Raw genomic sequence first — 25,130 nt, 5'->3', positions numbered from 1 at the left:
GTCGGACGCCATCCTGCTTTAATTGAGGGGCGCCGGCGAAAAAAGATCGCGACGGGTAATTATATCGGCTGGAAAAAAAGGCGACAGCCGGTTTCTCGGCGCGGCGGAACGCCAGGGAATGACGCCGCCCCACGCTGCGGATACAGCATAGAGCGGCGTACGGTTAGAAGTCTACGCTGGCGCGCAGCACAAACTGACGCGGTTCGCCGATGGCGACGCGCAGGTTGTTGCCGCTGGAAGGATAATAGGTTTTGTCGAACAGGTTTTTAACGTTGAGCTGCCATTTCACCTTATAGCCGTTGATCGGCGTACTGTAGGCGACGAAGGCGTCCGCCACCGTATAGTCGTCCAGATAGAAGCTGTTCGCGGCGTCGCCGGCACGGCGTCCCACGTAACGGGCGCCGGCACCGGCGCGCAGATTATCGCCGGCATGCAGCCCCAGGGCGCCGAAGTCCTGCGTCAGGAACAGCGAGGCGGTATGGCGCGCGGCGTTGGCCATCTCATTGCCGTTGTTTTCCGGATCGGCGGTCACTCTGGCATCGGTATAGGCGTAAGAGCCGATCAGGCTCAGCGAATCCGTAAGTTTGCCCGCCAGGTCCAGCTCCACGCCCTGAGAGCGTACTTTACCGGCGGTGCGCGTCACGCTATCCCCATTGCTATCGAGTTCGCTCACCATGACGTTACGTTTCTGAATATCGAACAGCGCCACGTTGGCGGTAATCCGATTGGGCAGATCCAGCTTGGCGCCGACTTCGTAGGATTTGCCGATTTCCGGCGGCAGCGCGCCGATTTGCGTGGCGATGGAGGAGTTGGGTTTAAACGATTCGCTGTAGCTGGCATAGAGCGATGAGTACGGCGTCAGGCTGTAGATAACGCCCGCGCGCGGCACCAGGCGGTGGTATGAACTATCGGTATTGGTGTTGAACGGGCGTCCTTTGCCGGCCATAACGTCGAAGCTGTCGTAGCGCAGGCCGCCCAGCAGTTGCCAGCGCTCGTTAAGGCGTATGGCGTCCTGCATAAAGAAGCCGGTGCTGTCGATATTTTCCCGCTGATCGCTCTGCGAGGCGCTAACCGAACTGGATTCAGCTAAATTGCCGTAGACCGGGTTGTAAACATTGAACACATCACTGGCGGAGCCTTGCAGCATATCGCCGCGGTAGGTGCGGTCGGCTTCATAGTCAAAACCGAACAGCAGCTGGTGATTGATGCGTCCCCAGTCCAGGTCGCCGTTCAGGGTTAATTGCACCACCTGCGTCTGCGCGTGGGCATAGCCGGTGGAGTCCGCCCGGCGGGAGAGGTTTCCGCTGTCGGAATCGTAACTCATGGCCCGCGCCTGATTATCGCTATAGCGGTTGCGGTTATAAGAGTAGGTTAGGCCGCTTTTCCAGCGGTCGGTCAGGTTGCGATCGATCTGTAGAGTGATGCTGTCCTGATCGCCGCGGGTGGCGTTGTAGCCCTCGTCGAAACGCCGTTTGCGCGGCGTATTCACCGGCTTGCCGGTATTGGCGTCGATCACCGTGCCGCGGTCGAAAGGCGTCAGATACTCCATATGTTCATAGGCTACCCGTACCGTGGTGTTTTCGCCGTACCACATCAACGACGGCGCGATGGTGGTTTGGCGGTTGCGGCCGAAATTGCGCCAATAGTCGGTTTCGTCATGGTCGACTATCATGCGGTAGGCCAGCCCGGATGCGCCCAGCGGCCCGGTAACGTCCAACTGGCCGCCGCCGCCCTTAAAGCTGCTGCCCCAGCCTTCGATATGGGTCTTTTGCGTTAACTCCGGTTTTTTGCTGATGATGTTGATCACGCCGCCGGGTTCTCCCATGCCATACAGCATGGAGGCGGGACCTTTTAGCACCTCGACGCGTTCGCTGGTCGGAGTGAAATTGCGCGCCTGAATCGAGCGAACGCCGTCGCGAAACAGCGAGCCGTCACGGTTATCGCCAAAGCCGCGTTTGATCAGCGCATCCTGGGTACCGCCGAGGGTATTGGCCTGCGTAATGCCGCTGACGTTATATAACGCTTCATCGATATTGCGCGCCGCGCGGTCTTCAATCACCTGCTTCGGCACCACGTTTACCGCCTGCGGCACATCCAGCAGCCGGCTTTCGCTGCGGGTTCCGGTCACGCTCTTATGCGGCTGATAGCCGATTTCCTCGGCCGTTGTCGCCGCCGTTCCCGCCGTCGCCGTGACTTCCAGCGTATCTTCCTGGGCGACGGCCGCCTGAATACTGAAAGGCAACAGCGCCAGCAGCGGCCAGCCATTTCGTGACAACATGTTATTCATCTGCAAGTTGACTCCAATAAGTCCCTGAATAATCTATAGGTAAAAAGTCTTGGTAGAGTTTTTGTAATGTACGCTGCGGATCGATATCGGCGAAGAGATCGGGGTAGAGCGCTTTGGCGAACATCTCCGCCATCACCACGTGGTAAGGGCTGAGATAAAAGTTGTGCCACATACTCCAGGCGCGGCCGGTTCGCACCGCCTGAAGATGGGACAAAATAGGATCCTGGCGGATCAGCTTGCTGAAACTCTCCTGTGCCTGCCGGGGATTGACCAAGGGGCCGAGCATCAGGCTGGAGAAGCGTTTTCCTTGCGGGCCGGCCATGCCGGTGGCGATGTAAACCTCGGGGTTGGCCGCCAGCGCCCGCTCCGGACTTAGTTCGCCGTATACGCTGCTGATGGTGCCGGCGGCGATATTCTCACCGCCGGCAAAGGCCAGCAGATCGCCCAGGTTCCCGCCGACGGCCGTGGTGCAGCAGGTGTCGCGGCGGCCAAGGTGCAGGTGCAGCATCACCGTGGTTTTCTTGCCCTGATAGTGCGCGATGCGCTGGCGGATGACCGCCATGTGCCGCTGATAAAATTCGCTGAACGCCTCGGCCCGCTGGGGCTGATTCAGCACCTCTCCCAACAGCCGAATGCTGGGCAGGGTGTTATTGAGCAAATCGATGCGTAAATCGACATAGATCACCGGCACGCCGGCGCCGGCCAGCGTCTGCTGCAGCCGTTCGCTATCGTCGGCCCCTTTGGCCAGGCGCGGCAGAATCACCAGATCGGGTTTTAACGGCAGCAGCATTTCCGCATTTACGCTATGCAGGTTGCCGTTGCCCAACTGCGGGATTTGAGCGATGGAGGGGAATTTCTCCGTATAGCGCCGCCAGCTCTGCGCATCGTAACGCGCCATATCTCCCGGCCAGCCGACGACGCGGCGCGCCGGATTGCCCGGCTCAAGCAGCGCCAGCGTATAAAGCATGCGGCTTTCGCCCAGAATAATGCGCTGCGGCGAATCCGGGATTTCCACCTGCCGGCCGAGAATATCGGTAACGTTTTTAGCCGCGGAGAAGGCGCTGAGGAGTGATAAAAAAAAGAATATGGCGACGCGCATGATGAATTCTGCAAAAAAACGATGGCAAAAGATAATCGTTGTTATTCTTATTTTCAACGCTCAATAAGTGGGGATAATGCTTACAGAAGATAAATTAAATTACATATCAATATGTTATTTTCTTTAAGTAAGTAATTAAATGGAGGGGGAACGCGGCGGCGAGGGAAAAAACTGCGGAGTGTTTTGAGATATCAGGCCGGCGGCACCGTTGTGAATATCCTGGATGACGTCATCGCCATCCAGGGGAAGCGATCGTGAAAACGGGTGAAGATTATTCGGCGGCATAACCCTGGGAAGGCACGCGCACGCCATCCAGCCAGGCCTCATTTTCCCGCATCCGTAAGCGGCCGGAGAGGAACCAGTTGACCACCAGGGGATAAATGGCGTGCTCCTGCACATGAACGCGCTGCTTCAGGCTTTCTTCGCTATCATCGGAGAATACCGGCACTCTGGCCTGCAGGATTAGCGGGCCGCCGTCCAGCTTATCCGTGACAAAATGCACCGACGCGCCGTGCACGGCGTCGCCGTTTTTCAATGCCTGACGATGGGTGTGCAGCCCGGGGTATTTCGGCAGCAGGGACGGGTGGATATTGAGTATGTTGCCGGCGAACCGCGCGACAAATTCGGGGCTGAGAATCCGCATATAGCCCGCCAGCACGATAAGCTCTGGTTCATACTGGAGAATTTCCTGCGCCATGGCCGCATCATAAGCGGCGCGATCGGCGAAGTCCGCCGGGCTGACGACATGCGTCGGTATATCCGCTTCTTGCGCAATCTGTAGGCCGTAGGCCTCGGGATTGTCGCTAAATACTGCCGCTATCTTTCCTTTGATGCGATCGCGCTTGCAGGCGTCTATCAACGCCTGCAGGTTGCTTCCTTGACCCGATATCAGAATAACGAAGTTTTTCATCAGCTAATGACCACTGCATCTCCGGCGTCGGCCTGCTTAATCACGCCGATTTTCCATGCCGTTTCGCCGCTGTCGTTTAACAGGGCGACGGCCTGGTCCGCCTGCTCGGCGGGCAGGGCGATGACCATGCCGACGCCGCAGTTGAAGGTGCGGTACATTTCATGGCGGCTGACGTTGCCCGCCTGCTGCAGCCAGTTGAATACCGCCGGCCACTGCCAGCTCGCTTCGTCGATGGCGGCCTGCATGCCTTGCGGCAGTACGCGCGGAATGTTTTCCCAGAAGCCGCCGCCCGTCAGGTGGCAAATGGCGTGGACGTCGATTTTTTCAATCAGCGACAGAATCGATTTAACGTAGATTTTCGTCGGCGCCAGCAGATGGTCCGCCAGCGGCTTGTCTTCCAGCATGAGGGTGGCCGGATCGGCTTTGCTGACTTCCAGAATTTTGCGCACCAGAGAGTAGCCGTTCGAGTGCGGGCCGCTGGAGGCGAGCGCGATCAGCGTATCGCCCGGCTGCACTTTGCTGCCGTCGATGATTTCGGATTTCTCAACCACGCCCACGCAGAAACCGGCGACGTCATAATCTTCGCCGTGATACATACCCGGCATTTCCGCCGTTTCGCCGCCGACCAGCGCGCAGCCGGACTGTTTACAGCCCTCGGCGATGCCCGCGATCACGCTGGCGGCCGTATCGACATCCAGTTTGCCCGTGGCGTAGTAATCGAGGAAGAATAGGGGTTCCGCCCCTTGCACCACCAGATCGTTAACGCACATGGCGACCAGATCGATGCCGATGGTGTCATGGCGCTTGAGGTCCATCGCCAGACGCAGCTTGGTGCCGACTCCGTCAGTGCCCGAAACCAGGATCGGTTCGCGGTATTTTTGCGGTAAGGCGCATAAGGCGCCGAAACCACCCAGGCCGCCCATAACTTCCGGGCGACGGGTTTGCTTCACTACACCTTTGATACGATCCACCAATGCGTTACCCGCATCAATATCCACGCCTGCGTCTTTATAGCTGAGAGAGGTTTTGTCGGTCACTACGGAGTCCCCACGGAGGTTACAATTTGTGGTTAAAAACAGTTGTCGGTAAAAAAGGAGCGCGCTAATTCTACCAGCGCGAGCAAACGTTTGCGAGCGATGAGTCGCCGGGCCGCCATTTTTCCTCATCGGCGCAATTTCCTTCAGCGCTTGATCTGGATCAGGCTTAATCGTATGTCGTTCGGTCAAAAAAGCGGTATAATCCGGCGATTTTTTTATGGCGCCCACCCCGCGGGCCGTCGCTTCTTGACGTTGAAAAACGCTCCCGGCGTTTTTTTATGACGGGTTATATCCCGCCGGCCGCCGCAAGCGGAGTTTAAAACGCATGACGTTTTTTTGACCGTCCACTGTCTAGGGAGAATAATGATGAAGATCGTCGAGGTGAAACACCCGCTCGTCAAACATAAACTCGGCCTGATGCGTGAAAACGATATTAGCACCAAACGCTTTCGCGAGCTGGCTTCCGAAGTGGGAAGTTTATTGACCTATGAAGCAACGGCCGGTTTGGAAACGGAAAAAGTGACCATCGATGGCTGGTGCGGGCCGGTTGAAGTCGATCAAATCAAAGGCAAGAAAATCACCGTCGTACCTATTCTGCGCGCCGGGTTAGGGATGATGGAAGGGGTGCTGGAAAACGTTCCCAGCGCCCGCATTAGCGTGGTGGGCATCTATCGTAATGAAGAGACGCTGGAGCCCGTGCCCTATTTTCAGAAACTCGTTTCCAATATAGATGAACGCATGGCGCTGGTGGTTGACCCGATGCTGGCGACCGGCGGATCGATGATCGCCACGATCGACCTACTGAAAAAAGCCGGCTGTCAGAGCATCAAGGTGCTGGTGCTGGTTGCCGCGCCGGAAGGGATCGCCGCGCTGGAAAAAGCGCATCCGGATGTCGAGCTTTACACCGCGGCGATTGACAAGGGGCTTAATGAGCATGGCTATATCATGCCGGGGCTTGGCGACGCCGGCGATAAGATATTCGGCACCAAATAACCGCCAGGCCGGCTTAGTGAGTTTGCTGACAAACTTCGTTTCCCTCCGTCATCCCCGCGCAGGCGGGGAGCTGTTCTTCAGATAATGCGTTGATATCAGAAAGATTCCTGCCTACGCAGGCATGACGAATTTGGCGGTGGGCGGTAAGTGACCACTTTATCAGCAGTCTGGGTCGACGTAATTCGTCGGCTTTTTTATGGCGGTCGTCGCTTGGCGACGTTTAAAAACGCTCCGGGCGTTTTTTTTATGGCGGATTATATCTGTCCGCCATCTTTGGCGCCGGCGTTTGCCCGCCGGGCGTAAATAGCAGTTTTCCAGAAATAGCCACGTTACAGAGGATACAAAGATGACTCGTCGCGCCATCGGGGTTAGTGAACGTCCGCCGTTGTTGAAAACCATTCCGCTGAGTTTCCAACATCTGTTTGCGATGTTCGGCGCCACCGTTTTAGTCCCCATTCTGTTTAAGATTAACCCGGCCACGGTGTTGCTGTTCAACGGCGTCGGCACCTTGATCTATCTATTTATCTGTAAAGGAAAAATTCCGGCCTACCTGGGGTCCAGCTTTGCCTTTATTTCGCCGGTGCTGCTGCTGTTGCCGTTGGGATATGAAGTGGCGCTGGGGGGATTTATCGTCTGCGGCCTGGTGTTCTGTCTGGTGGCGCTGATCGCCAAGAAAGCGGGAACGGGATGGCTGGACGTGCTGTTCCCGCCGGCGGCGATGGGCGCGATCGTCGCCGTTATCGGTCTGGAACTGGCCGGCGTGGCTGCCGGAATGGCCGGTTTGCTGCCTGCCGACGGCGCCTCCGTCGATAGCAACGCGGTGATCATTTCTCTGACGACGCTGGCGGTGACCATTCTGGGCTCGGTGCTGTTTCGCGGCTTTCTGGCGATTATTCCGATTCTGATCGGCGTGCTGGCCGGTTATGCGCTCTCATTCGCCATGGGCGTCGTCGATCTGACGCCGATCGCACAGGCGCACTGGTTCGCCTTGCCGACGTTCTATACCCCGCGTTTCGAATGGTTCGCCATTCTGACCATTCTGCCGGCGGCGCTGGTGGTGATCGCCGAACACGTCGGGCATTTGGTCGTCACCGCCAATATCGTGAAGAAAGACCTGATGCGTGAACCGGGCCTGCATCGCTCCCTGTTTGCCAACGGCCTGTCCACCGTACTCTCCGGTTTCTTCGGCTCCACGCCGAATACCACCTACGGCGAAAATATCGGCGTGCTGGCGCTGACCAAGGTCTATAGCACCTGGGTGATTGGCGGCGCGGCGATCCTCGCCATCCTACTGTCCTGCGTCGGCAAACTGGCGGCGGCGATTCAGGCCGTGCCGGTTCCGGTAATGGGCGGGGTATCGCTGTTGCTGTACGGGGTGATCGGCGCTTCGGGTATCCGCGTGCTGATTGAGTCCAAGGTGGATTACAATAAGGCGCAAAACCTGATTCTGACCTCGGTTATTCTGATTATCGGCGTGAGCGGCGCGAAGGTGCATATAGGCGCGGCCGAACTGAAGGGGATGGCGCTGGCGACGGTCGTGGGGATCGGCATGAGCCTGTTGTTCAAGCTGATTAGCCTGTTTCGCGGCGAAGAGGTGATTCTCGACGCGCCTGAAACCGAGAAGTCGGCCTCGCGCTGAGAGCGGGTATCGGCGACCCGGTGGGCGGAGTCACCAAGCCGGCTATAGGACGGAATACGGCCGCGGCCGCATCTTATCGCCGCGTAGGGGCGCCGCACGCGCGGGCTCAACAGGGCCCGCTTTCTGTGATAAACTCGATTCGTTTTCCTGCCTGTCTTGCTTGAGGTGATTCTGAACACGCCGGCACAGCTTTCATTGCCACTGTATTTACCTGACGACGAAACCTTCTCCAGTTTCTATCCGGGAGAGAACGCGTCCCTTCTTGCCGCGATTACCGCCGCTCTGCATCAGGAGCACGGCAGCTATATTTACTTCTGGTCGCGGGAAGGGGGAGGGCGCAGCCACCTGCTGCACGCGGCATGCGCCGATTTGTCCCATCGCGGCCAGGCGGTCGGCTACGTGCCGCTGGATAAACGCGCCTATTTCGTGCCCGACGTGCTGGAGGGCATGGAGCACCTGGCGCTGGTGTGCATCGACAATATTGAGTCGATCGCCGGCGACGAAGCCTGGGAAATGGCGGTGTTCAATCTCTATAACCGTATTCAGGAAACCGGGCGCGCCCGCCTGTTGATTACCGGCGATCGTCCTCCCCGGCAGCTTAATCTGCATTTGCCCGATCTCGCTTCCCGGCTGGACTGGGGGCAGATCTATAAACTTCAGCCATTGTCGGATGAAGAGAAGGGGGAGGCGTTGCAGCTGCGGGCGAAACTGCGCGGTTTCGAACTGCCGGAAGATGTCAGCCGCTTTCTGCTGAAACGGCTGGATCGTGAAATGCGCACGCTTTTCATGACGCTGGATCAGCTCGATCGCGCCTCCATCACCGCCCAGCGTAAACTGACCATTCCGTTTGTAAAAGAGATCCTCGGGCTGTAGTCCCGCGATTTCCCGTGGTTTACAGGATTTCCAATACCTGTTCCGGCGGACGGCCGATGCGCGCCTGGTTGCCGGCCGTCACGATGGGACGTTCGATCAGCTTTGGATGTTCCGTCATCGCCTTAATAAGCTGCGCTTCGCTCAGATCGGCATCGGCAAGATTCAACTGGCGGTAGAGTTCTTCTTTGCGGCGCATCAGATCGCGTGCGCTGCTCAGCCCCAGCCGGTCAATCAGGCGGGCCAGCGTTTCGGCGTCGGGCGGCGTCTCCAGATATAGCACCACCTGGGGGGCGATGCCCTGCTGCTTCAGCAGCGCCAGCGTTGCGCGGCTTTTGGAGCAGCGCGGGTTATGGTAAATCGTGACGTTTTTAGTCATGCGCGTTTTCCTTTATTCCATCAGGATTTCTGATACTGACGAAAACGTTGTTGCAGCTGACGCAGCTGATCGATGCGGGCGTCGTAGCGCGCCTGTTCCAGACTGCCAAGCTTCACCAGCGAACTGGCGTTGCTCAGCAGACGGATCGACTGGTCGAGATTTCCGGTCAGCGCCAGGCTTTCCGCCCGGGCGGACAACTCTTCCGCGCGCGTCCCCTGCGCGGCGGCGGCCTGCGCCAGCAGGTCCCAGCCGTTAGGATCGTCGGCATGGGCGTAAGTGTAGCGGTAGAGGATTTTACTCGCGGCGGCGGGCTGTTTCCCTTCGATATAGGCGTTCGCCAGATTGAGCTGGAGCACCGGATTGGTTTGTACGCCCGCCGCCTTTTCCAGCCGGGCGATGGCCTGCGCCGCGCGCTGGCTCCCCAGGTCGATATCGGTCATAAGATCCAGAAACCAGGGGTTATTGGGCGCGCTATTCAGTAAGGGCTGTAATACGCGGCGGGCGTCATCGTATTTTTTGGCCTGATAAAAACGGATCGCCTCGCCGTACTTGGCCGCCAGCTGTTCGCGGACATTTCCCTTCGACCAGTCATGCAGTAAATCATCGCTTAGCGGCCGTTCCGCCGAACCGTACATGCCGAAAGTGCGCACCTTGGCGAACAGAAAATCCTGAGAAGATTGCACCGGCGAGGAGCGCATCTGATTGGCGCGGTTGCGCGCGTCGGAGAGGCGGCTTTCCGGCAGGGGGTGCGTCAGCAAAATTTCCGGCGGCTTGGAGGAATATCGCGACTGGTCGGCCAGCTTTTGCAGAAAATTCGGCATGGCCTGCGGGTCGAAGCCGGCGCGCTGCAACACCTGAATGCCGATGCGATCCGCCTCCTGTTCGTTGGCCTGCGTAAAGGTAATCAACCCCTGCTGGCTGCCGGCAATGGTTCCGCTCAGCGCCGCCATCCCCAGCTGCGGGTTAGCCATCGCCAGCAGAATGGAGCCCAGGGCGCCGACCCAGGTCAGCGGCGCGCTCTTCTGCTGCGACTCCATGGTGCGCGCCAGGTGGCGCTGGGTAACGTGCGAAATTTCATGCGCCAGTACGGACGCCAGTTCGCTTTCGCTGTCGGCATAGCGGAACAGCGCCGAGTGCAGAACGACGTTGCCGCCGAAAAAGGCGAAGGCGTTGATCTCGTCATTGCGGATCAGGAAAAAGTGAAAAGGCGTGCGTACCGAGTCGGCCTGCTTGACCAGCCGGTTGCCTAATTGGTTAATGTAGCCGGATAACAGCGGATCGTTAATCAGCGGCGCGCCGGCGCGTAGCTGGCGGACGTAAAAATCGCCCATCGCCAGCTCCTGATTGATGCTAAGCGTGCCGCCGGCCGTGGTGCCGATCTCCGGCAGCCGATCCTGCACCTCTGCCTGAACAGGCGGGAGACTACCGGTCAGCAGCGCCCCCGAGAGGATGGCCACGACTATTTTTCTTAACCGACTAGACATAACGGAAGATAACCTTATCAACATCTATACGTGAGGGTCTGTTAACCATCTTAGCCAGCGCTGTCGCACAAAGAAATATTTGTCCGGGAAAATCGTGGGGGCGAGCGGGAATATCGTCGGCCCGACGCTCAGGCGGGAACCGGGCGTAAACCGGCGCCTTTGACCAGACGCCGGCGATGCGCGACTCAGGCCGTTTTCAGGTAGTCCAACACGATATCGTGGTGGTTACTGGTTTTAAAATCATCAAACACCTTGATGATTTTGCCCGTCTCGTCAATCAGGAAGCTGATGCGATGAATGCCGTCATAGGTTTTCCCCATAAAGGTTTTCTCGCCCCAGACGCCGAAGGCTTGCGACACCTGATGATCTTCGTCGGACAGCAGGGTGAAATTCAATAGCTCTTTTTCGACGAAGCGAGACAGTTTCTCCGGTTTGTCGGTGCTGACGCCCAGAACCTCAACGCCATATTTTTTGAGTTCGTCCATGTTGTCGCGCAGGCCGCAGGCCTGAACGGTACATCCCGGCGTCATGGCTTTGGGGTAGAAATACACCAACACTTTCTGTCCCTGGAAGTCGGTTAAATTTATTTGCTCGCCGTCCTGATCGGGCAAGCTAAATTTCGGTGCGATATCACCGGCTTTCAGTGTATTCATCACTACTCTCCGTCTTTTTCTTCATGCTGTGGATAGTTCACGACGCTAATACTGCCTTGTGCGTGCAGTTCTGTACATAGCTGATAAAAGGCTGGCTCAATAATTGAACCATCCAACGTGGCAGGACTGTGCGCGGTGATTTGAATATATAGCCGCGGCGGCTGATCTCCCTCGGCGGGCCGGGTTTTGGACACCAGTTCGGCGATATTCATCCGATGTGAATCGAACAGATCGGTAAAACGCTCGATGATGTGCGGAGAGTCCGCCACATCCACCTTAACCCACACGGTGGACGGCATCGGCGGCCTGGCCTGCGATTCCGTGCGTTTCATAACGATCAATAAATCCATCTCCGCCCCTTTGAGCGGTAGGGTGGACTCAATCTGCGTAATCGCGTTCCAACTGCCGGAAAGCAGCATGATAAACGTAAACTCTTCGCCCAGCATGGCAAGGCGGCTATCTTCGATATTACAGCCGCAACTGCTGACGTGACGGGTGATCGCGTTAACGATTCCCGGGCGATCGGCCCCCACTGCGGTGATAACCAGATAGTGTTCTTGTAAGCTCGACAAAATCGCAGGTCCTGTGCTTCCTCTCGAAAAGCACATGGTAAACATAAAAAATTGCCGGGAGCAATTTTTAACGCCGCTTGCGGCGGCCCGGAGGGCGGCGGGCAGGGAAAGCCCGCCGTAAAAAAGCCGGGAGCAATTTTTAACGCCGCTTGCGGCGGCCCGCACAACATTTCGCGATTGCCGGTATTTCGCGCTAAGGTAAGCATTGGTGACCACAGACAGAGCGCCTTCAATCATGCGCCGTCTCGAACAGTGCCGAAGGCTCATGTCGGCCGGAGGCAGCCTCTCCGATATCGCCGCTCAGTCGGGTTTTGCGGATCAAAGCCATATGACGCGTCATTTCGTGAAAGCCTTCGGCCTTTCTCCAGGTCACTGGCGGCGCATGTTCAATGCGTCGTAGCCTGCTTGCACAATCGTTCAATACGGCCAGCACTCTGCCTGCTAGCCTGAAGCCGTCATCATATAGAGGAGAGACGATATGTATAAATCGATTAATTTTGCCCAAAAGTTAGCGTTATTCGACGAGCATTGGCAGCCGAAAGTGATTACTGAGATGAATGACTATCAATTTAAGATTGTTAAAATTCAGGGCGATTTCATTTGGCACTCCCATCCCGAAACGGACGAAACGTTTATCGTGCTGGAAGGCCAGTTGAGAATCGATTTTCGTGACGGCGATGTGCATATCAATGCCGGCGAGATGTACGTTGTTCCGCGCGGTGTGGAACATAAACCCTATGCCGAGCACGAAGTCAAAGCGCTGCTGATTGAACCGAAAGGCGTGCTAAATACGGGTCACGAAGGTGGCGAAAGGACGGCGGAAAATGATATTTGGATTTGAGCGGCCGGGTAACATGCTGCGTAAAACATTCTGCCGGTGACGCATAATTCGCAGTAAACGGGCCGCTTTGGCCGTAAAACATCAGAAGCATTTTTAATTTCGTTTACTGCATCATAAAAAATAGGCGCCAGACACAGACAACGCCGTTGTGCGCTTGCTTTTGCATAGGGGTCAAAAGTACCATGAAGCACTTGTTTGTGGAGGGAATGGCCAATGTTTACGGGAAGTATTGTTGCGCTGGTTACGCCGATGGATGCCAAAGGCGCCGTCGACCGGGCGAGCCTAAAAAAACTTATTGATTATCATGTTGCCAGCGGGACATCGGCAATTGTCTCCGTCGGGACGACGGGCGAATCCGCCACGCTGAGCCACGAAGAGCATGGCGATGTGGTCATGACGACGCTGGAACTGAGCGACGGCCGCATTCCGGTGATCGCCGGAACCGGCGCCAACGCCACGGCTGAAGGCATTTCACTGACCAAACGCTTCCACGATACCGGCGTGGTGGGCTGCCTGACGGTAACGCCATACTACAACAGGCCGACTCAGGAAGGGCTGTATCAACACTTCAAAGCGATTGCCGAGCATACCGATCTGCCGCAAATTCTCTATAACGTCCCTTCGCGTACCGGCTGCGACATGCTGCCGGAGACCATCGCGCGCCTGTCCGAAATTAAAAATATTGTGGCCGTTAAGGAAGCGACGGGGAACTTAAGCCGGGTTAGTCAGATCCAAGAGCTGGTTAGTGAAGACTTTATTCTGCTGAGCGGCGATGATGCCAGCGGTTTAGACTTCATGCAACTAGGCGGCAAAGGGGTGATTTCCGTTACGGCGAACATCGCCGCGCGCGAAATGGCTGAACTTTGCCGGCTGGCGGCGCAAGGCAATTTTGCCGAGGCGCGTCGTTTAAATCAGCGCCTGATGCCGTTGCATCAGAAATTATTTGTCGAACCCAATCCTATTCCGGTGAAGTGGGCCTGTAAGGAGTTGGGACTGATGGCGACCGATACGCTTCGCCTGCCGATGACGCCGTTGACCGATGCCGGTCAAACGGCGCTGGCGCGCGCATTGAAGCAGGCTGGTTTGCTGTAACCGTTAGGGAGATTTAATGACTGGTTCATTACAAAAGTCGATGGTGGCGAAAGTCGTTGGCATATCGTTAGTGATGTTGTTAGCCGGCTGTTCCAGCGATCAGCGCTATAAGCGTCAGGTCAGCGGCGATGAATCTTACTTGCAGGCACCCGCGCAAAAAACGTTGAACACGCCGTCCGGTATGATCTTACCGCTGCAAAATGGGGATTACGATATACCGCCGGTAGCGCAGAACGGCGCCGTGGGCAAAGCGCTGGATATTCGTCCGCCGCTGCAGCCATTGGCTTTGTTGAATGGTTCCCGCACCCAGATTTCTGGCAACACGGCAACGCTGTTCCTGGAGAGCAGCGCGCAAAACAGCCAGCTTTGGCCGCAGGTGGTGCGCGCGCTGCAGGATAAGAATTTCGCTATCGCCAACCGCCAGGATGCCAACCAAACGCTGACGACGGATTGGGTCGACTGGGTGCGTCAGGATGAGGATCTCCAATACCGCGGCCGTTACCAGATAGCCGTTCAACAGCAGGGGTATCAGACGGCGGTGGCGGTGACCCTGTTGGCATTGGAGCAGCAGAATACGCCGGTTACCGATCCCGTTCAGGCGCAGCGCTATACCGGGCTGATGCTGAATACGATTACCGAATCGCTGGATAGCCAGGCGACCGAACGTGAAAACGCGCTGGCGCATCGTACCAGCGGTTCGCTGGATGTTCAGAGCGGCGCGGACGATACCGGCCTGCCGCTGCTGGTGGTGCGCGGACCTTATACTCTGGTGTGGGATCGCCTGCCGGCGGCGTTAAGCAAGATCGGTATGCAGATCGACGAGCGCAGCCGTCCTCAGGGTTCCGTTTCCGTGACCTATAAGGCGCCGGGCAGCGGCGTATGGGAAAACCTGGCGGCGAAAGATCCTGAACTGCCCAACGGCAAGTATAAATTGCAGGTCGGCGATCTTGATAACCGCAGCAGCCTGCAGTTTATCGATTCCAAGGGACATACGCTGAGCCAGTCGCAAAACGACGCGCTGGTGTCGGTCTTCCAGGCGGCGTTCAATAAATAACTTGTAAAGGTCGGATTATCCGACCTTATCTTTATTCAATGACCCAAGGTGACTGGGGTTGCAGTAAGGCAAAGCGCACGAATTCCGCGGCGTTTACTCAGGCAAAGGGTACAAGCGGGCGGGCGCTGTTGCTCGTGCGGCAACGTCAGATAGCAGGGGATGGCGTTAAATTCTTGGGCCGTGCGCGATAGGCCCTCATGTGTGGAGTAAATTAAAGATGCAAAAGCTAGCTGAGTTGTATCGTGGTAAGGCGAAAACCGTCTATACCACCGAAGATCCTGACCTGCTGGTGCTGGAGTTTCGCAATGATACGTCAGCAGGGGACGGCGCCCGTATTGAGCAGTTTGATCGTAAGGGAATGGTGAATAACAAATTCAACCATTTCATCATGAGTAAACTGGAAGCGGCCGGGATCCCGACGCAAATGGTAAGCCTGCTCTCTGATAACGAAGTGCTGGTGAAAAAACTGGAAATGGTGCCGGTGGAGTGCGTGGTGCGTAATCGCGCCGCGGGTTCGCTGGTAAAACGCCTGGGCGTCGAAGAGGGGATCGTTCTTAATCCTCCGCTGTTCGATCTGTTCCTGAAAAATGACGCCATGCACGATCCGATGGTCAATGAGTCTTACTGCAAAACCTTTGGCTGGGTAAGTGAAAAGAATCTCGCCCGCATGAAGGAGCTCAGCTATAAGGCGAACGACGTTCTGAGTAAACTGTTTGATGACGCCGGCCTGATCCTGGTGGATTTCAAACTGGAATTCGGTCTGTTTAAAGGCGAAGTGGTGCTCGGCGATGAGTTCTCGCCGGACGGCAGCCGTCTGTGGGATAAAGCCACGCTGAATAAAATGGATAAAGACCGTTTCCGTCAAAGCCTCGGCGGCCTGATCGAAGCGTACGAAGAAGTGGCGCGTCGTCTCGGCGTTACTTTGGACTAACGGCGCAATCGTTTACGTTCGGGTTGCCGGGCCAGGAGCGGCAACCCGAACGAACTTTTACCTTTCATTCTGCGCCGCCTCATTATTAGTGTTATCATTTTCCGCTTTGGCGCAAGCCGCTCGCTCACTATTTTCTTTTCTGTTATACGGGCAAGGATTTTTCATGGCCTATTTTGATCCGACGTTGCTGATTCTGCTGGTTCTGGCAGGGCTGGGCATTATCAGCCACAACATGACCGTTACGCTGGCTATTCTGATTTTATTGGCCGTGCGCATTACTCCGTTGAACAACTATTTCCCGTGGGTGGAAAAGTACGGGCTGACAATCGGGATAGTTATTCTCACCATCGGCGTGATGGCGCCGATCGCCAGCGGGAAAATTACCGCGGCAGACGTTATCAACTCATTTCTGAGCTGGAAATCGATACTGGCGATTGTTATCGGCGTATTGGTGTCCTGGCTGGGGGGGCGGGGCGTTTCCCTGATGAGCAACCAGCCGTCGGTGGTCGCCGGACTGCTGGTGGGGACGGTGATGGGCGTGGCGTTATTCCGCGGCGTTCCTGTCGGGCCGCTGATCGCCGCTGGCATCCTCTCTCTGCTGATCGGCAAAACCTGATCGCCGTTGCCGCCGATGGACAGCCTTTTTTCCGATTTCGTCGACAGCCAGCGCCGGCAGCGGCGCAGCGGCGTGCGGCGCCTGATGGTGCTGAGCGGGGAGTCCGACTGGTGCGAGGCGCAGGCGCTGACGCTGCGTCATCAACTGGACGGAGACTGGCTGTGGGTCGGTCCCCGCCCGCCGCAGGGCGTGACACCATTACCCGCCGGCAAAGTGCGTAATTTGCTGGGGCAGGAGTTTACCCATGCGATCTTTGACGCGCGGCGGGGGCTGGACGTGGAGGCCTGGGCGATGCTGGCGGGCACGCTGCGGGCGGGAAGCTGGCTGATACTGATGGCGCCGGAGTGGCAAGCGTGGGCGACCCGGCCGGACGAGGATAGCCTGCGCTGGAGCGAGTCTCCTCAGCCGCTGCCCGCTCCCCGTTTCATCCGCCATCTTCAGCGCCATCTACTGGCGGATGACGAGGTGGCTATCTGGCGCCAGGGGAGCGAACCGTTCGTCGGGCCGCTGCGCCGGCGGCCTGACTGGCGGCCCGCCGCCGACGCGCCGACGGCGCAACAGCGGCATATCCTGCGGCAATTAAGCGCGGCGCCGCCGGGCGTGTATGTGGTTACCGCGCCGCGCGGCCGGGGAAAGTCGGCGCTGGCGGGTATGTTGACCCGGCGCTGTACGGGAGCCTGCTGGGTTAGCGCGCCTTCCCGAACGGCCTCCGATGTCTTGCGCCATCATGCCCGCGGCGATATTCAGTTCTGGGCGCCTGACGCGCTGCTGGAACATTGCCGCCGACATCCGCGGCCGACGGTCGAGTGGTTATTGATCGATGAAGCGGCGGCGATCCCCTCTTCGCTACTGATGGCGCTGCTGCCGCACTTCCCGCGCATTTTGCTGACCACCACCGTGCAGGGATATGAGGGCACCGGCCGCGGCTTCTTGCTTAAGTTTTGCGCCGCGCTGCCGCGGTGGCGCGCCTTCACGCTGGATGAGCCGCTGCGCTGGGCCCATCACGACCCGCTGGAGCGCGTGCTGGATAACGCGCTGCTGTTCGCGGAACCCTATGACGCGGGGTATGACGGCGATCCGGCGGTAGTCGAACTGCGCGAGGAGAACGCCGACGACTGGCTCGCGCACCCGCAGCGTCTACGGCAGTGCTATGCGCTGCTATGCAGCGCCCACTATCGCACTTCTCCCCTGGATTTGCGCCGCCTGCTGGATGCGCCGGGCATGCGCGTGTGCAGCGCCGGCGTATCCGGCTCGCCGCGCGGCGTGCTCTGGATGGTGAATGAAGGCGGCCTATCCGCGACGCTGGCGCATGAAGTCTGGGCCGGGCGCCGGCGTCCGCGCGGCAATCTGGTGGCGCAATCGCTGGCGGCGCACGGCGGGCAGTGGATGGCGCCGATGCTGCGTTCCCGGCGCATCAGCCGTATCGCCATTGCGGCGTCTTGTCGGCGGCGGGGAATAGGGCGCGCTCTGGTGGCGTTCCAGCAGCAGATGGCGCAGCGGCAGGGGATGGATTATTTGTCGGTCAGCTTCGGCTATCAGCCCGATTTAGCGGCTTTTTGGCGCGCGTGCGGCTTTCAGCTCGTGCGCATCGGCAGCCATCTTGAGGCCAGCAGCGGCTGCTACAGCGCGATGGCGCTGCTGCCGCTGAGCGCCGAAGGCCGTTTGCTGGCGGAGCGGGCGACCCGGCAGCTGGCGCGGGATTGGCGCTGGCTGCGGCGTATTATTCCGCTGGATTTATCACTGCCGCTGGATGAGACGACGGACCTGGATCGCGAGGACTGGCGCGCGCTGGCCGGTTTTGCCTTCGCCCACCGGCCGATGGAGCCAAGCCTGGCGGCGCTGTGCCGGCTGACGCTCGCTTCGGCTCTGACGCTGCCGGCGTTGCGCCTGCTGGTCGATACGCCGCTGGATAGCGAACGGATGGCGAAGACCCTTGGCCTGCCGGGAAAAAAAGCGCTGCTGCAGCGGTGGCGCGCAGAAACGGCGGAGGCGCTCTATCGGCGGGATAGCGCGGCCTGCGCCCGCTGGCGGCATTGGGCGCAGGGCGAGCGACCGGAGCCGCCCGCGAATAGCGTGCTTGCGTAACGCCTTCTTTTTGCCTCTAATGCCGATCGTTTAAGCATCGAGATACACCGGGCGACCACCTGGGGGGAGGCGTCCCTACGGGAACCTCCCCCGGTGTTTCCCCTAAAAATCAGCTTAAGTGGACGGCATTATTTTCTTTGCCCCCGGCCTATTTGCCGCAAAAAAATGGAACATCTCGTTCAGGAATTCCCGATTTCACCTGCAATAGCGCGGCGTATAGTGGCTATCAGCCGTTATTGACGGGCCGGCCGCGCGGATAGGCGCAGCGAGCCGGCCGCTTTCAGGAGAACAAGAGTGGATCAGGAATATATTGTCGTACACCATCCCGCCGCGCCGCAGCGGCTATTTTTACTGTTTCACGGCGTCGGCGATACGCCCGCCGGCATGGCGTCGGTGGGCCGCTATTTCGCCGCCGCTTTTCCGCAGGCGCTGGTGGTGAGCGTCGGCGGACCGTTTAGCGCCGGATTCGGAGAGGGCCGCCAGTGGTTCTCCGTGCAGGGCGTGACGGAGGAGAATCGGCTGTCCCGTATTGAAGCGGCGATGCCGCGTTTTGTCGCCGCCGTGCGTGACTGGCAGCATAAAAGCGGCGTCGGTTTTCAACACACCACGCTGGTCGGCTTCTCTCAAGGCGCCATCATGTCGTTGGAGGCGCTAAAGTCGGAAGCGCATTTGGCCGGACGGGTTATCGCATTCAGCGGCCGCTTTGCGGCGCTGCCGGAAAAAGCGTTCAGCGATATTAAGGTGCATTTGATTCATGGCGACGCAGACGGGGTCATCTCCGTCGAGCTCGCCCGCGCCGCCGCCCGGCGTTTTCAGGCGCTGGGCGCATCGTTTACGCTGGATATCGTCTCCGGCGTCGGCCACGGCATCGACCGGCAGATGCTCAGCCATGCGCTGACGCAGCTGCGGACGTGAATAAAAACTGCGCCGCCAGGGGCCGTGCGATCCTGCGATAGGCCGCGCGGGCTCATCGATCAGATACGCTCGACAACCATCGCGATGCCCTGTCCGCCGCCGATGCACAGCGTCGCCAGCCCCAGCGTTTTGTCATAGCCGTGCAGCGCGTGGACCAGCGTGACCAGAATGCGGGCGCCGCTGGCGCCGATCGGATGACCGAGCGCGATCGCGCCGCCGTTGACGTTCACCTTTTGCGGATCGAGCCGCAGCTCGCGTTGTACCGCCAGATACTGCGCGGCAAAGGCTTCATTGGCTTCGATTAAGTCGATATCGCCGATGGTCAGACCCGCTTTGCTTAAGGCTTTTCGCGTCGCTGGGATCGGCCCCAGCCCCATCACTTCGCTGGGTACGCCGGCGGAGGCCCAGCTGCGGATGCGCGCCAGCGGTTTGATTCCCAGCCGTCGCGCCTGCGATTCGCGCATCAGCACCAGCGCGGCTGCCGCATCGTTGATGCCGGAGGCATTGCCGGCCGTGACGGTGCCGTCGGCGGAAAACGCCGGACGCAGTTTAGCCAGCGACGCCAATGTGGTCTCGGCGCGGGGATATTCATCCCGATCGAAAATGCGCGCTTCTTTCTTGTCGCGCAGCGACAGCGGGGTAATTTCAGCCTTGAAGCGGCCGCTCTCAATCGCCGCGGCCGCCTTCCGCTGGGAGTCCAGCGCGACCCGATCCTGCTCTTCTCGCGTTATCTGATAGCGTGCGGCGATATTTTCCGCGGTTGTGCCCATATGGTAGTTATTGAAGGCGCACCAGAGGCCGTCTTGAATCATGATATCGATGAGTTTGCCGTTTCCCATACGGTAGCCATGGCGCGCCTTATCCAGCAGATAGGGCGCCGCGCTCATATTTTCCATACCGCCGGCGACGCAAACCTGATTATCTCCGGACAGAATGGACTGCGCGCCTAGCGCGACCGCTTTTAAGCCCGAGCCGCAGACTTTGCTCACGGTAAACGAGGGCGTTTCGATGCCGATGCCGGCGGCGATGCCGGCCTGGTGCGCGGGATTCTGCCCCAGCCCGGCCTGTAGTACGTTCCCCAGAATGACTTCATCAATTTTCAGGGTATCCGGTAAAACCGACAGACAGTCGCGGATGGCGGCGGCCGCCATTTCAATCGCCGACGTATTCGCCAGGCTGCCGGCGAATTTACCGATGGCGGTTCTTTTGGCATTAACAATAACAACGGAATCGTTCATGGTCGCCTCGATTAATTTATTCTCATGGGTTGTAATTCGGGGGAGATAATAAAGTTCGCCTCGGTTTTCCGGCTTAATTCCTCAACGGTGATGACGGGGCTGATTTCGCTCAGTACCATTTGCCGATGAATAAAATGGAATACCGCCAGTTCGGTAACGACCATGCTGACTTTATTTACCGCGGTCAGGGGATAAGTACATTGATGCAATAATTTGGCGTCGCCGTTTTTAGCGCAGTGCTCCAGCGCGATAATCACTTTTTTCGCGCCGACCACCAGATCCATGGCGCCGCCCATGCCGGGAACCATTTTTCCCGGCACCATCCAGTTTGCCAGGCTGCCGTGTTCGTCGACCTGTAAGCCGCCCAGCACGCAGATATCGACATGCCCGCCGCGGATGAGGGCGAAGGAGAATGCGCTGTCGAACATGGCGGCGCCCGGCACCATGCCGCACGGCTGCCCGCCGGCGTTGACCAGATAGCGGTCCGGTTCGCCGACGGCGCCTAATCCCAGAAAGCCGTTTTCCGATTGAAACGTGACCTGAATCTCGTCCGGCACATAATTGGCGACTTTTGTCGGCAGGCCGATGCCTAAATTAACCACATCGCCATTTCTCAGTTCCGCCGCCACACGGCGGGCGATAATCTCTTTCGCATCCATTATTTCTCTCCCAAATACAGGTGATCGACCAGGGCGGCAGGGGTGACAATGCATTCAGGAGCTAATTGTCCAACCGGAATAACCTGCTCGCATTGCGCCACGACTTTTCGCGCGGCGAGCGCAATCAGGGGATTGAAATTACGGGCGGTGAGTTTATAAATAAGGTTTCCGCTGGCATCGGCAATGCTGGCTTCTAAAATAGCCAAATCCGCTTTTAACGGCAGCTCTAATAGATACGTCATATCATCGAGAGTTATTTTCTGTTTATTTTCCTCAACGACCGTACCTACCCCGGTGGGGGTGAGAAAACCGCCGAGCCCCGCGCCGCCGCTGCGGATCCGCTCCGCCAGCGTCCCCTGCGGCACCAGTTCGACGTCTAATTCGCCGGCAATCATCCTGCGCCCGGTTTCCGGGTTCGTGCCGATATGCGAAGCGATGACTTTTTTTACCTGCCCGTTGGCAATAAGCGGGCCGACGCCGGTATCGACAAAACCGGTATCATTACCAATAATGGTTAGGTCGGCGACGCCGGATTTAATGATTTCATTTACTAATAATTGCGGCGTGCCGACGCCCATAAAACCGCCGAACATAATCGTCATTCCATCATATAAATATGAGCGGAATAGGCCGGCATCAATGATTTTATTATTCATTGTGGTGTAATCCCATAATATGGCCGCGAGCGGCCAAAGCGGATAGTTAATTACCCGCTCTGTTTACTCGTTAATTTGCTATTGATGACGCTTAAATATCCATATCCAATATGGCGGAGCTTAATCCTTTGCCGTGCATATCCAATGCCAGCGAACGGGTGACGCCGCCGCCCAGCGCGCCGTACATCACAAAATTCAGCGCGCCGATCGCCGGTAATTCATAACGGACGACGTCGCCGCTAACAATATCGGCAAACCACGCTTTTACTTTTTCCGGCGTTATTTTTTCTTTTAATAACGCGTAATCTTCAGCGCGGTAGGCAATAAGAGAGATATTGGAGGTATTTCCTTTATCTCCGGTGCGGGAGTGGGCAATTTCGCGTAGTTTCATTATTTAATCTCCAGGTAATCAACGGCTGGGGTCACCAGGGCGCGCGGCAGTAAAGTGGAATCCATCGCCAATATCTCTTTGACGCTTTTGTTGACGCCGCCGCCGCCGGCAGGACCGTTGGTATAAAGCGTTTCCACCTCGTTGCCGATTTTGACGGCCTGCGCTCTTGAAGCGCAGCGCGCCGCAACGCGGGCCCGCACCTCATACGGCCGGCTCTCTTGCGAACGCTGGGCTCCATGCAGGGCATCTACGCCGATCAGGTCGTAACGCACCTCCTGCGGCTCAAGCCGGCAAAGGGCAAAGCGATTTTTGACGATATCCAGCGCCAGGCGTCCGCGGGCGACGGCGCCGGGGCCGGCGTAGGAGATTTCGCCTTCGCCGATAAAACCGTCCTGATAACCGACGGAGACTTTGAGCGTATCGGTTTTCGCCCGGCCGGCGGCGCCCTGAACGCGCACGCGATCGTCGCCCTCCTGCTCGAAGGCGACGCGGCTGAAGTCGGCTATCACATCGGGCGTGATATAGCTGTCCGGGCGGTGTATTTCATACAACAGCTGCTCTTTACAGGTATCGACGCAGACGCGGCCGCCAGAGCCTTCCACCTTGGTTATCACCGCGCGGCCGTCTTCGGCGATCTCGGCGATAGGGAAGCCGAGACGCTCCAGATTCGGCACATCCTTGAAGCCCGGATCGGCATAGTAGCCGCCGGTGATCTGACCGGCGCACTCCAGCAGGTGGCCGATGCAGGTGCCTTGCCCTAAACGCTGCCAGTCATCCGCCGCCCAGTTGAATTCATACCTCATGGCCGCCAGGAACAGGGAGGGATCGGAAACGCGTCCGGCGATGATGATATCCGCGCCCTGATGCAGCGCTTCGACCAGCGCGTCGGCGCCCAGGTAGGCGTTGGCGGAAATAATCTCTTTACCGCATGAGGAAATAGGTTCGCCTATCTCATCCAGGCGCGCGTCCTGAGCCAGCAGCAGGGTATGCACGTCGTCGCCGGTGACCACGGCGATTTTCAGCTTCTCCGCCCCCAGCTCTTTGGCGATCTCCAACACGCGCCGGCCGGCGGCGACCGGGTTGGCGGAGCCCATGTTGGTGATGATTTTGATCCCTTTTTCCAGGCAGCGCGGCAATACGGCATACATTCTGTCGGCCAGCAGTTCGTTGTAGCCTTTGTCCGGGTTTTGCTGTTTCTGCTTCTGGCCGATGGCGATGGTTCGTTCCGCCAAACATTCAAAAACCAGATATTGAATGTCGCCTTTCTGCGCCAGTTCTACTGCGGGTTCGATACGATCCCCGGCGTAGCCGGCTCCGGATCCGATACGGATAGTTTTCATGGAAATACCTTTTCTATTAATGGAACATGCCCGCCTTTATCTGTTTAAAACGCGCGGCGGCGGATTCTCTATAGTGGGAACACCCCGAAAATGACGCAGGCGAACGTCATGATGACGCTGGCGGCCCAGAGCACGGGAATGGAGAACTTCTGGTGGTCGGCTAAATCCACGCCCGCCAGGCTGACCAGCAGGAAGGTGGCCGGCGTCAGCGGGCTAACCGGGAAACCGGTGGTCATCTGTCCAAGCACCGAGGCCTGGGCGACCTGAATCGGTGGCACGCCTAACATATCAACGGTATGGGCGATAACGGGCATGATGCCGAAGTAGTAGGAGTCAGGATCGAATACCAGGCTCAGGGGCATGGAGATCAGGCCGACGATAAACGGAATATGCGAAGCGAAAGATTCGGGCACGAAACTGACGGCGGAGAGCGACATCGCTTTGAGCATACCGGTGCCGCTCATGATGCCGGTAAACGCGCCGGCGGCGAACAGGATGCTGGCCATCATCAAAGCGGCCTTCGCGTGGGCGTTAATCCGCTCTTTCTGCATTTCGACATTGGGATAGTTGAACATCAGGGCCAGCGTCAGGGCGATCATAAAAGCGACGGTCGGCGATATTTTGGTGAAAACCATGGTTCCGATAACGCCAATGACCAGGGCGATATTGAGCCAGAACAGGCGCGGGCGGCGCAGCGCTTTTTCGGCGTCGGTCAATTCTTTGACGTGCTGCTCGTTGCCGATGGCGTCCCCGGCCAGCGGATTGCCCGAGGCCAGACCCAGCCGTTTTTCCTCCTTTTTCCCCCAGTAGTAGCCCATCAGCACCATGAAGGCCAGACCGCAGATTTGCGCCGGAATCAGGGGAATGAAAAGATCGTGCGTCGTGATATTCAATGCCGCGGCGGCGCGGATCATCGGCCCGGTCCACGGCAGGAAATTAACCCCGGCGCTGAGCGCGGTAATCCCGACCAGGATGCGTTTATCCATGCCGAGTTTATTGAACAGAGGCAGCATGGCCGGTATGGTGATCAAAAACGTTACGGCGCCGTTGCCATCGAGATGGGCGATAAGCGCCAGCACGCCGGTGCCGATGATTATCCTGACCGGATTGGTTCCGACAACGCGTAAGATTCCTTTAATGATGGGATCGAACATGCCGGCGTCGGTCACCACGCCGAAAAAGGCGATGGCGAACACAAACATGGCCGCCATAGGCGCTAATTTGGTAATACCGTCAACAACATATTTGGCCGTGTCCGTACCGCTGCCGGCGACGAGCGCGCCAAGTACGGGAATAACGATTAACGCCACTAGCGGCGACATCCGTTTAGTCATAATGAAAAATAGCAGGGTAGCTATAGTAAACACCCCGATTAGGGCCAGCATAAAG

The 25,130-nt window shown here is 58.0% G+C and carries 24 protein-coding genes and 1 pseudogene; 11 read left to right on the top strand and 14 right to left on the bottom strand.

Going from position 1 to position 25,130, the window contains the following annotated elements; all coding sequences use genetic code 11:
* Positions 1-163 precede the first annotated feature (163 nt).
* The 4 genes from VSX58_RS06420 to purM form a co-directional block, all read right to left on the bottom strand.
* Entirely contained in the window at positions 164-2,287 is a 2,124-nt protein-coding gene (locus VSX58_RS06420) for a TonB-dependent siderophore receptor (RefSeq protein WP_327617366.1), read from the bottom strand.
* Complete coding sequence (locus tag VSX58_RS06415; protein WP_327617365.1) at positions 2,280-3,386, bottom strand: ABC transporter substrate-binding protein; 1,107 nt, start codon at positions 3,384-3,386, stop codon at positions 2,280-2,282. Before VSX58_RS06415 ends, VSX58_RS06420 begins: the two co-directional genes overlap by 8 nt.
* Positions 3,387-3,657: 271 nt before the next feature.
* Entirely contained in the window at positions 3,658-4,296 is a 639-nt protein-coding gene (purN, locus tag VSX58_RS06410; protein WP_327617364.1) for a phosphoribosylglycinamide formyltransferase, read from the bottom strand.
* Positions 4,296-5,333 carry a phosphoribosylformylglycinamidine cyclo-ligase gene (purM, locus tag VSX58_RS06405; protein WP_327617363.1) on the bottom strand — a complete coding sequence of 346 codons (1,038 nt, stop codon included), beginning with the start codon at positions 5,331-5,333 and terminating at the stop codon, positions 4,296-4,298. The genes purN and purM overlap by 1 nt, the downstream gene beginning before the upstream one ends.
* Before the next feature lie 366 nt (positions 5,334-5,699).
* Here purM and upp point away from each other — a divergent pair, with 366 nt between their 5' ends.
* The 3 genes from upp to hda all read left to right on the top strand — a co-directional run bounded on the left by upp (position 5,700) and on the right by hda (position 8,838).
* The gene (upp, locus tag VSX58_RS06400; RefSeq protein ID WP_327612834.1) at positions 5,700-6,326 is read left to right on the top strand and encodes a uracil phosphoribosyltransferase; all 627 of its coding nucleotides are present in this window, start codon (positions 5,700-5,702) and stop codon (positions 6,324-6,326) included.
* 346 nt (positions 6,327-6,672) lie between these two features.
* Positions 6,673-7,965, top strand: a complete 1,293-nt coding sequence (gene uraA, locus VSX58_RS06395) for a uracil permease (RefSeq protein WP_327617362.1) — start codon at positions 6,673-6,675, stop codon at positions 7,963-7,965.
* A gap of 165 nt (positions 7,966-8,130) precedes the next feature.
* On the top strand, positions 8,131-8,838 hold the full coding sequence (hda, locus tag VSX58_RS06390) for a DnaA inactivator Hda (RefSeq protein ID WP_327612807.1): 708 nt from the start codon (positions 8,131-8,133) through the stop codon (positions 8,836-8,838).
* Between the two features lie 19 nt (positions 8,839-8,857).
* Here hda and arsC read toward each other — a convergent pair whose 3' ends face one another.
* From arsC to VSX58_RS06370, 4 genes are all read right to left on the bottom strand, one after another.
* A complete protein-coding gene (gene arsC, locus VSX58_RS06385) occupies positions 8,858-9,214 on the bottom strand; it encodes an arsenate reductase (glutaredoxin) (protein ID WP_327617361.1) in 357 nt (118 codons plus the stop codon).
* Between the two features lie 20 nt (positions 9,215-9,234).
* On the bottom strand, positions 9,235-10,698 hold the full coding sequence (gene bepA, locus VSX58_RS06380) for a beta-barrel assembly-enhancing protease (RefSeq protein ID WP_327617360.1): 1,464 nt from the start codon (positions 10,696-10,698) through the stop codon (positions 9,235-9,237).
* A 185-nt stretch (positions 10,699-10,883) separates the two neighbouring features.
* Positions 10,884-11,351: a thioredoxin-dependent thiol peroxidase gene (gene bcp, locus VSX58_RS06375; protein ID WP_327617359.1), complete on the bottom strand. Its 468-nt coding sequence runs from the start codon at positions 11,349-11,351 to the stop codon at positions 10,884-10,886.
* 2 nt (positions 11,352-11,353) lie between these two features.
* Positions 11,354-11,959: a glycine cleavage system transcriptional repressor gene (locus VSX58_RS06370; protein ID WP_327617535.1), complete on the bottom strand. Its 606-nt coding sequence runs from the start codon at positions 11,957-11,959 to the stop codon at positions 11,354-11,356.
* A 196-nt stretch (positions 11,960-12,155) separates the two neighbouring features.
* Between VSX58_RS06370 and VSX58_RS06365 the strand changes: the two are divergent.
* The 8 genes and pseudogenes from VSX58_RS06365 to ypfH all read left to right on the top strand — a co-directional run.
* Positions 12,156-12,323, top strand: a pseudogene (locus VSX58_RS06365) (helix-turn-helix domain-containing protein); the annotation flags it as partial.
* A 78-nt stretch (positions 12,324-12,401) separates the two neighbouring features.
* On the top strand, positions 12,402-12,764 hold the full coding sequence (locus VSX58_RS06360; protein ID WP_327617358.1) for a cupin domain-containing protein: 363 nt from the start codon (positions 12,402-12,404) through the stop codon (positions 12,762-12,764).
* 213 nt (positions 12,765-12,977) lie between these two features.
* Positions 12,978-13,856, top strand: a complete 879-nt coding sequence (gene dapA / locus VSX58_RS06355; RefSeq protein WP_327617357.1) for a 4-hydroxy-tetrahydrodipicolinate synthase — start codon at positions 12,978-12,980, stop codon at positions 13,854-13,856.
* Between the two features lie 16 nt (positions 13,857-13,872).
* A complete protein-coding gene (gene bamC / locus VSX58_RS06350) occupies positions 13,873-14,910 on the top strand; it encodes an outer membrane protein assembly factor BamC (protein WP_327617356.1) in 1,038 nt (345 codons plus the stop codon).
* A 217-nt stretch (positions 14,911-15,127) separates the two neighbouring features.
* A complete protein-coding gene (purC, locus tag VSX58_RS06345; RefSeq protein ID WP_327617355.1) occupies positions 15,128-15,841 on the top strand; it encodes a phosphoribosylaminoimidazolesuccinocarboxamide synthase in 714 nt (237 codons plus the stop codon).
* 163 nt (positions 15,842-16,004) lie between these two features.
* The gene (locus VSX58_RS06340; RefSeq protein ID WP_327617354.1) at positions 16,005-16,457 is read left to right on the top strand and encodes a DUF441 domain-containing protein; all 453 of its coding nucleotides are present in this window, start codon (positions 16,005-16,007) and stop codon (positions 16,455-16,457) included.
* A gap of 15 nt (positions 16,458-16,472) precedes the next feature.
* Entirely contained in the window at positions 16,473-18,542 is a 2,070-nt protein-coding gene (locus tag VSX58_RS06335) for a tRNA(Met) cytidine acetyltransferase TmcA (RefSeq protein ID WP_327617353.1), read from the top strand.
* A gap of 294 nt (positions 18,543-18,836) precedes the next feature.
* Positions 18,837-19,457, top strand: a complete 621-nt coding sequence (gene ypfH / locus VSX58_RS06330) for an esterase (protein ID WP_327617352.1) — start codon at positions 18,837-18,839, stop codon at positions 19,455-19,457.
* Between the two features lie 59 nt (positions 19,458-19,516).
* On the opposite strand, the gene VSX58_RS06325 is transcribed toward ypfH, so the two are convergent.
* The 6 genes from VSX58_RS06325 to VSX58_RS06300 all read right to left on the bottom strand — a co-directional run bounded on the left by VSX58_RS06325 (position 19,517) and on the right by VSX58_RS06300 (position 25,126).
* Positions 19,517-20,695, bottom strand: coding sequence for an acetyl-CoA C-acetyltransferase (locus tag VSX58_RS06325; RefSeq protein WP_327617351.1), 1,179 nt, complete (start codon positions 20,693-20,695; stop codon positions 19,517-19,519).
* 11 nt (positions 20,696-20,706) lie between these two features.
* Positions 20,707-21,354 carry a 3-oxoacid CoA-transferase subunit B gene (locus VSX58_RS06320; protein WP_327617350.1) on the bottom strand — a complete coding sequence of 216 codons (648 nt, stop codon included), beginning with the start codon at positions 21,352-21,354 and terminating at the stop codon, positions 20,707-20,709.
* A complete protein-coding gene (gene atoD / locus VSX58_RS06315; RefSeq protein WP_327617349.1) occupies positions 21,354-22,010 on the bottom strand; it encodes an acetate CoA-transferase subunit alpha in 657 nt (218 codons plus the stop codon). Before atoD ends, VSX58_RS06320 begins: the two co-directional genes overlap by 1 nt.
* 91 nt (positions 22,011-22,101) lie before the next feature.
* Positions 22,102-22,401 (bottom strand): AtuA-related protein, encoded by a 300-nt coding sequence (locus VSX58_RS06310; RefSeq protein ID WP_327617348.1) that lies wholly within the window; start codon positions 22,399-22,401, stop codon positions 22,102-22,104.
* Positions 22,401-23,741 carry an acyclic terpene utilization AtuA family protein gene (locus VSX58_RS06305; RefSeq protein WP_327617347.1) on the bottom strand — a complete coding sequence of 447 codons (1,341 nt, stop codon included), beginning with the start codon at positions 23,739-23,741 and terminating at the stop codon, positions 22,401-22,403. The genes VSX58_RS06310 and VSX58_RS06305 overlap by 1 nt, the downstream gene beginning before the upstream one ends.
* Positions 23,742-23,809: 68 nt before the next feature.
* Positions 23,810-25,126: a CitMHS family transporter gene (locus tag VSX58_RS06300; RefSeq protein ID WP_327617346.1), complete on the bottom strand. Its 1,317-nt coding sequence runs from the start codon at positions 25,124-25,126 to the stop codon at positions 23,810-23,812.
* Positions 25,127-25,130 lie beyond the last annotated feature (4 nt).

This window comes from Brenneria populi, assembly GCF_036016195.1.
Lineage (GTDB): Bacteria > Pseudomonadota > Gammaproteobacteria > Enterobacterales > Enterobacteriaceae > Brenneria > Brenneria populi.
Note: the sequence above shows the minus strand (reverse complement) of the source record. Positions and strands in the feature narration are given on the sequence as shown.

Coding starts and splice junctions, on each gene's coding strand:
- VSX58_RS06420 (WP_327617366.1), bottom strand. CDS start 2,287: ATGAATAACATGTTGTCACGAAATGGCTGGCCGCTGCTGGCGCTGTTG.
- VSX58_RS06415 (WP_327617365.1), bottom strand. CDS start 3,386: ATGCGCGTCGCCATATTCTTTTTTTTATCACTCCTCAGCGCCTTCTCC.
- purN (WP_327617364.1), bottom strand. CDS start 4,296: ATGAAAAACTTCGTTATTCTGATATCGGGTCAAGGAAGCAACCTGCAG.
- upp (WP_327612834.1), top strand. CDS start 5,700: ATGAAGATCGTCGAGGTGAAACACCCGCTCGTCAAACATAAACTCGGC.
- uraA (WP_327617362.1), top strand. CDS start 6,673: ATGACTCGTCGCGCCATCGGGGTTAGTGAACGTCCGCCGTTGTTGAAA.
- arsC (WP_327617361.1), bottom strand. CDS start 9,214: ATGACTAAAAACGTCACGATTTACCATAACCCGCGCTGCTCCAAAAGC.
- bepA (WP_327617360.1), bottom strand. CDS start 10,698: ATGTCTAGTCGGTTAAGAAAAATAGTCGTGGCCATCCTCTCGGGGGCG.
- bcp (WP_327617359.1), bottom strand. CDS start 11,351: ATGAATACACTGAAAGCCGGTGATATCGCACCGAAATTTAGCTTGCCC.
- VSX58_RS06370 (WP_327617535.1), bottom strand. CDS start 11,959: ATGTGCTTTTCGAGAGGAAGCACAGGACCTGCGATTTTGTCGAGCTTA.
- VSX58_RS06360 (WP_327617358.1), top strand. CDS start 12,402: ATGTATAAATCGATTAATTTTGCCCAAAAGTTAGCGTTATTCGACGAG.
- dapA (WP_327617357.1), top strand. CDS start 12,978: ATGTTTACGGGAAGTATTGTTGCGCTGGTTACGCCGATGGATGCCAAA.
- bamC (WP_327617356.1), top strand. CDS start 13,873: ATGACTGGTTCATTACAAAAGTCGATGGTGGCGAAAGTCGTTGGCATA.
- purC (WP_327617355.1), top strand. CDS start 15,128: ATGCAAAAGCTAGCTGAGTTGTATCGTGGTAAGGCGAAAACCGTCTAT.
- VSX58_RS06340 (WP_327617354.1), top strand. CDS start 16,005: ATGGCCTATTTTGATCCGACGTTGCTGATTCTGCTGGTTCTGGCAGGG.
- VSX58_RS06335 (WP_327617353.1), top strand. CDS start 16,473: ATGGACAGCCTTTTTTCCGATTTCGTCGACAGCCAGCGCCGGCAGCGG.
- VSX58_RS06325 (WP_327617351.1), bottom strand. CDS start 20,695: ATGAACGATTCCGTTGTTATTGTTAATGCCAAAAGAACCGCCATCGGT.
- VSX58_RS06320 (WP_327617350.1), bottom strand. CDS start 21,354: ATGGATGCGAAAGAGATTATCGCCCGCCGTGTGGCGGCGGAACTGAGA.
- atoD (WP_327617349.1), bottom strand. CDS start 22,010: ATGAATAATAAAATCATTGATGCCGGCCTATTCCGCTCATATTTATAT.
- VSX58_RS06310 (WP_327617348.1), bottom strand. CDS start 22,401: ATGAAACTACGCGAAATTGCCCACTCCCGCACCGGAGATAAAGGAAAT.
- VSX58_RS06305 (WP_327617347.1), bottom strand. CDS start 23,741: ATGAAAACTATCCGTATCGGATCCGGAGCCGGCTACGCCGGGGATCGT.
- VSX58_RS06300 (WP_327617346.1), bottom strand. CDS start 25,126: ATGCTGGCCCTAATCGGGGTGTTTACTATAGCTACCCTGCTATTTTTC.